Raw genomic sequence first — 6,000 nt, forward strand, 5'->3', positions numbered from 1 at the left:
GGACTCCGGAAAACCACAAACGAAACCGGCCGAAACGGGCCGGTCCTGCGCCGGATGATGCCACCCGGGGCCGACCGTTCGCGCCGGTACGGCTCGGCACTGTGATGGGGTCGTTCATTCCGACGCGCAAGCGCGGCCGCAGCGGCAAAACCGCGCCGATTCAGCTGTCGCGCTCGGCTGTCGCGTTCAGGTTTGTGTTCGCCGGCGCCAAACCGTCCGCGCGGCGACGGCCGCCGTATTCAGTCGGCGCTGTCCGGGTCGATGCCGCCGCGCGAGCGCGTCAGTTCGCCGCGGGCGAAGGCGCGCAACGCGAGCCGGTCGGGCTTGGCGAACGGCGACCCCTTGCCGCAGTGATCCAGCAACAGGTTCAGGTCCTGCGCCTCGCCCAGGCGCTCGGTCCGATGGCGGTCGAACGCGGGCGCGTCCTCGCCCAGCCCGGCCGCCTGCAATGCGCGCTGCTGCTGCGACAGCCGGCGCGCGCGCCGGCGCCATTCGTGCCAGTCCTCGTCGCTGCCGCGGCGGGCGCGTTGGCGGGCGCGCTCGACCCGATGCAGGCTCAGCGCCACCGCCTCGCGCCATTGTTCGGCCGCCAGCGTCTCCCACGGCAGCGCGCGCAGCGCCGCGCGCAGCACCCGCAGCAGACTGCGGCGGGCGGCGAGGTCCGGGTCTTCGGTGCGGACCGTGCGCGCGGCCGCCGCCCGCGCCGCAGCCGCGCGCCGCTGGGCGCGCCGCAACAGGGCGCGGTGGGCGTCGTCGCCGGGCGCGCGCAGCAGGCGCTCGAGGGTTTCCACCAGGGCCTGCGCATCGCGCAAGGCCGACAGGTCGCGGTTGGCGTCGCGCAGGCCGCGATCGATCCAGGCCGCGCCCGGCCCCAGCGCAGCGCCGCCCAGGGCCAGGGTCGCGCGCACCCGGCGCAGGCCCTTGCGGGCCAAATGCACGCCGCGGTGCAGGCGGCTGCCGCGCCAGCCCAGGGCGTCGATGGCCGCCTCGAGCTCGCGCGAGGCGAAGGCGCGCAGGCGTCGGCCCGGCGGGCGCCCGGCTTCGGCGTCGGCTGGCTCGTCGGCGGCGTTGGCTGGCGTTGGTTTTTTCGACATGCCGCTTCCTTCCGCTAGCGCGGCCGCATCGGCAACGACGCACGGCCCACGCCGATAGTACGCTTGCGCCATGCCCGAATTGCCCGAAGTCGAAACCACCCGGCGCGGCCTGGCCCCGCACCTGGAGGGCCGCCACGTCGTCACCGCGATCCTGCGCCGGCCGAACCTGCGCTGGCCGATCCCGGCCGACATCGAAACCACCCTGCCCGGCCAGCGCATCGACGCGGTGCGCCGCCGCGCCAAGTACCTGCTGCTGGATACCCAGGCCGGCAGCGCGCTGCTGCACCTGGGCATGTCCGGCAGCCTGCGGGTATTGCCCGCGGACACGCCGGTGCGCGACCACGACCACGTCGACCTGCTGCTCGACGACGACCGCGTGCTGCGCTTCAACGACCCGCGCCGGTTCGGCTGCCTGCTGTGGCAGGCGCCGGGCGACACCCACGAACTGCTGCAGGGCCTGGGCCCGGAACCGCTGTCGGACGACTTCGACGGCGACTACCTGTTCGAGCTCAGCCGCGGCCGCCGCGCCCCGGTCAAGACCTTCCTGATGGACCAGCGGGTGGTGGTCGGGGTCGGCAACATCTACGCCGCCGAAGCCCTGTTCGCCGCCGGAGTGTCGCCGCTGCGCGCCGCCGGCAAGGTCTCGCGCGAGCGCTACGGCGAGCTGGCCGGCGCGATCAAGACCATCCTCGGCTACGCCATCCAGCGCGGCGGCACCACCCTGCGCGACTTCATCAGCCCCGACGGCGCGCCCGGCTATTTCGAACAGGAACTGGCCGCCTACGGCCGCGGCGGCGGGCCCTGCCCGCGCTGCGGACGGCCGCTCAAGCAGGCCGCGATCGGCCAGCGCACCACGGTCTGGTGCGGGCATTGTCAGCGGTGAAGCCGGGATGGGGGATGGGGGATCGGCGAAATCGCCCGTGACGTGGGAACGGGGCAAAAGCGGCCATATCGAGGGTCGATACCGCAGGGTGCCGGCGGTCGCTACCAAGTAAAACTGAACGCGCTATAGTCTTGCCCCAGTCGAGGGGCGATATGGCCGATAGCGCAGACATCACCATCCTGCTGGATGCGGCCCGCGAGGGCGACCGCGGTGCGCTCGACCGCGTGCTCGCGACCCTTTATCAAGAACTGCACACCATGGCCCGGCGCCAGCTCGCCGGCCAGCACGGCCAGACCCTGGACGCCACCGCGCTGGTGCACGAGGCCTACCTGAAACTGGTCGGCCGGCGCGAGGCCCAGTTCGACGATCGTGCCCACTTCTTCGCCTACGCCGCCTCGGCGATGCGCAGCGTGGTGGTCGACTACGCCCGCCAGCGCCTGGCGCAGAAGCGCGGCGGCGACCTGCACCGGGTCACCGAGCTGCCCGACGACGTCGAAGGCGGCCTGCGCCTGGACGAGGACACGCTGGGCCTGGACACCGCCCTGACCAAGCTCGCCGCGGTCGATCAGCGCCTGGCCCAGGTGGTCGAGCTGCGCTACTTCGCCGGCCTGTCCGAGTTGGAGATCGCCGCCCTGCTGCAACGTTCCGAGCGCAGCATCCGCCGCGACTGGCAGAAGGCGCGGCTGTTCCTGCTGGCCTCGCTGCAGGACGAGCCCAACCGCTGAACGGATGCCGGCGCCCGGCCCTGGTGCCGCGCGGTGCGCTCGCCCAGTATGGGTAACGCCATGAGCTTCTACGCCGTAGACCGCCGCAGGACCGCCGGCTGACCGCCGCATGGACGCCGAACGCTGGCAGCGCCTGTCCCCGTTGCTCGACGCCCTGCTCGAGCTGGAGCCGGCCGCGCGCGCGGAACGGCTGGCGGAATTGCGCGCCGACGACGCCGGCCTCGCCGCCGAACTGACCGAGCTGATCGCGCTCGAAGACGATCACCAGGACTTCCTGTCCGAACCGCTGGTCCCGACCCAGCACACCGGCGCCATGCGTCCGGGCACCGAGGTCGGCAGCTACCGCCTGGAAAGCCTGCTCGGCGAAGGCGGCATGGGCCAGGTCTGGCTGGCCTCGCGCGCCGACGGCCTGTACCAGCGCCGGGTCGCGCTGAAGCTGTTGCGTCCGGGCCTGGCCGACACCAACCTGCGCAGCCGCTTCACCCGCGAGCGGCAGATCCTCGCCCGCCTCGCCCATCCGCACATCGCCCGCCTGCTCGACGCCGGGGTGACCCGCGACGGCCTGCCCTACCTGGCGCTGGAATACGTCGAAGGCGAACCGATCACCGACTACTGCCGCAACCAGCGCACCCCGCTCGACAAGCGCCTGCGCATGTTCCAGCAGATTTGCGACGCGGTCAGCCACGCCCACGCCAACCTGATCGTCCACCGCGACCTCAAGCCCTCCAACATCCTGGTGACGCCGGCCGGCGACGTGCGCCTGCTCGACTTCGGCATCGCCAAGCTGATCGACAGCAGCGACGTGCCGCTGCCGGAGCAGACCCGCACCGGCGCACGCGCTTTCACCCTGCACTACGCCGCGCCCGAGCAAGTGCGCGGCGAGCCGGTCACCACCATGACCGACGTGTATTCGCTGGGCGTAGTGCTGTACGAATTGCTGACCGACGCCAAGCCTTACCGGCTCAAGCGCCAGACCGCGGCCGAATGGGAAGAGGCGATCCTCGCCGCCGACCCGCTGCGCCCCTCGCAGGCGGTGATGCGCCACGTCGACACCACCGACGTCGACCCCGGCGCGCTGCGCCGGCTCGGCCGCCAGCTCGCCGGCGACCTGGACAACATCGTCCTCAAGACCCTGTCCAAGCGTCCCGAGCAGCGCTATCCCTCGGTCGAAGCGCTGTCGCTGGATCTGCAGCGCTTCGAATCCGGCCGGCCGGTGCTGGCGCGCGCGCAAAGCCTGCGCTACCGCTTCAACAAGTACGTCGCCCGCCACCGCTGGGCGCTGGCCACCGCGGCCCTGGTCACCGTGGTGCTGGCCGCCGCGCTCGGCATCGTCGCCTGGCAGGCGCGCCAGGCGCTGGGCGAAGCCAGCCGCGCGCAAGCGATGCAGGATTTCATGGTCGGCTTGTTCGAAAGCGCGCGCGGTACCCCGGAAGGCGAGGCGCTGGACCTGCGCGGCCTGCTCGACGCCTCGGTCGCGCGCGGCACCCGCGAACTGGCGCGCCAGCCGCGCGCGCGCGCCGAGTTGTTCGGCGTGGTCGCGCGCATGCGCACCGGCCTGGGCGACTACAACGAAGCGCGCGCCCTGCTCGACCGCCAGGCCGCGATCATCGGCAGCACCGACGACATTCCCGAAAGCCTGCGCATCGAGTCGCTGACCCAGCGCGGCAAGGTGCTGCGCCTGCTCGGCCTGCCGCGCGACTGCGCCGCGCTGATGCAGCCCGCGCTGGACCTGGCGCGCGGCGAACAATCGCAATTGCCGGCGCAGGTCAGCGAGTTTTACTCCGAACTCGGCCGTTGCCGCCGCGCCAACGGCGAGCGCCAGGGCGCGCGCCAGCTGTTCGAGCGCTCGCTGAAGCTGCGCCAGGAGCAATTGCAGAACAACGTCGTCGCCGAGGTCGAGAACCTGATCGATCTGGCCGGCCTGGAGGCTGACGCGCAGCACAGCCGCGAGGCGCTGGGGCTGTTCGAGCGGGCGCGCAACAAACTGCAGCAGGCGGTCGGCGACCGCCACCCGCTGCAGGTCGAGATCGGCCGCAACCTGGCCATGCTGCGCAGCGAACTGGGCCAGCTCGACGCCGCCGAACGCGACGCGCGCGAAGCGCTGGAAATCGCCCTGGACGTCAACGGCGCCCAGCATCCTTCGACCCTGGACGTGCGCCGCCAGCTCGCCGCCCTGCACCTCGCCCAGGGCCGCTACGTGCAGGCCCAGGCCGAACTGGAACAGATCCGCAACCTGCTGGTCGTGCGCCTGGGCCCGGATCACCTGGATCTGGCCGAAGTGCATCGCCAGCTCGCCCGCGTGGCCTGGGAGCGCGGCGACGAAGAACGCGCGCTGGGCGAACTCGAGCGCGCCGCCAGCCTCGCCCGCAAGCACGGCGACCGCGCGCGCCTGGCCGGCGTGCTGTTCGACCATGCGCAGGTGCTGTACGACAGCGGCCGCCCGGTAGAGGCGCGCGCGTTGTTGCAGCAAGTGCGCAACCTGCGCGTGGTGTTGTTCGGCGAAACCCACGGCCAGGTCGGCGACAGCGACCGCCTGCTCGGCGAAGTCGAACTCGCCCTGGGCGAAGGCGAAGCCGGCCGCTCGCGCCTGCAGCGCGCGGTCGACCTGACCCGCCGCCATTACGGCGAACGCGACCCGCACACCCGCCGCGCCGAAATCGAACTCGCCCATGCCCAGGCCGACGCCGGCGACGCCGCCGCCCTGACCCACCTGGATGCGCTGGGCGACCTGCCGACCACAGACGAAGCCCTGCGCGAATTGGGCTGGCGCGCGCAGGCCTACGCGGCGCAGGTGCGCTGCCGCAGCGCCCAGCGCGGCGAAGCGCGGGCGACGCTGGACGGGCTGTTGCGCACGATCGGGGATGCGCGGGCGGACGGCAGCGCGGTGCAGCGGCTGGTTCAGTCGGTTCGCGGCGCTTGTTCGGATTGAGCGAGCGCGCTGGCCAGCGCGCCGCTCCTACAGGCATACGGCGCCCCTGGTTGGGGTAGGAGCGACACAAGTCGCGACCGCGCCGTCGCCCGCCGTGGCGATCCGATCCCGTAGCGTTCGCGTGCCTGTGTAGGAGCGGCGTAAGCCGCGACGCGTTGCGGCCGGTCGCGTCGTCTTCGCGGTTTCGCGGTCGCGGCTCACGCCGCTCCTACAGGGGTACGGCGCCCCGGTTTGGGTAGGAGCGACGCAAGTCGCGACCGCGCCGTCGCCCGCCGCGGCGATCCGATCCCGTAGCGTTCGCGTGCCTGTGTAGGAGCGGCGTAAGCCGCGACGCGTCGCGGCCGGTCGCGTCGTCTTCGCGGTTTCGCG

Annotated in this window: 4 protein-coding genes; 3 read left to right on the forward strand and 1 reads right to left on the reverse strand. The window is 72.5% G+C overall.

What is annotated here, in order from left to right; genetic code table 11:
- Positions 1-239: 239 nt before the first annotated feature.
- Positions 240-1,094 carry a CHAD domain-containing protein gene (locus tag AC3A57_RS03290; RefSeq protein ID WP_487577556.1) on the reverse strand — a complete coding sequence of 285 codons (855 nt, stop codon included), beginning with the start codon at positions 1,092-1,094 and terminating at the stop codon, positions 240-242.
- Positions 1,095-1,164: 70 nt separating this feature from the next.
- Here AC3A57_RS03290 and mutM point away from each other — a divergent pair, with 70 nt between their 5' ends.
- The 3 genes from mutM to AC3A57_RS03305 all read left to right on the forward strand — a co-directional run bounded on the left by mutM (position 1,165) and on the right by AC3A57_RS03305 (position 5,631).
- Positions 1,165-1,977, forward strand: coding sequence for a bifunctional DNA-formamidopyrimidine glycosylase/DNA-(apurinic or apyrimidinic site) lyase (mutM, locus tag AC3A57_RS03295; RefSeq protein WP_487577557.1), 813 nt, complete (start codon positions 1,165-1,167; stop codon positions 1,975-1,977).
- 152 nt (positions 1,978-2,129) lie between these two features.
- Positions 2,130-2,702 carry an ECF-type sigma factor gene (locus tag AC3A57_RS03300; RefSeq protein ID WP_215063025.1) on the forward strand — a complete coding sequence of 191 codons (573 nt, stop codon included), beginning with the start codon at positions 2,130-2,132 and terminating at the stop codon, positions 2,700-2,702.
- A gap of 109 nt (positions 2,703-2,811) precedes the next feature.
- The gene (locus tag AC3A57_RS03305) at positions 2,812-5,631 is read left to right on the forward strand and encodes a serine/threonine-protein kinase (RefSeq protein WP_487577558.1); all 2,820 of its coding nucleotides are present in this window, start codon (positions 2,812-2,814) and stop codon (positions 5,629-5,631) included.
- Positions 5,632-6,000: the final 369 nt, after the last annotated feature.

Source organism: Lysobacter sp. Soil_C_15 (assembly GCF_057657315.1).

Excerpts from the sequence above, each read along its gene's own strand:
- AC3A57_RS03300 (WP_215063025.1), top strand. The coding sequence starts at position 2,130 with ATGGCCGATAGCGCAGACATCACCATCCTGCTGGATGCGGCCCGCGAG.
- AC3A57_RS03305 (WP_487577558.1), top strand. The coding sequence starts at position 2,812 with ATGGACGCCGAACGCTGGCAGCGCCTGTCCCCGTTGCTCGACGCCCTG.
- mutM (WP_487577557.1), top strand. The coding sequence starts at position 1,165 with ATGCCCGAATTGCCCGAAGTCGAAACCACCCGGCGCGGCCTGGCCCCG.
- AC3A57_RS03290 (WP_487577556.1), bottom strand. The coding sequence starts at position 1,094 with ATGTCGAAAAAACCAACGCCAGCCAACGCCGCCGACGAGCCAGCCGAC.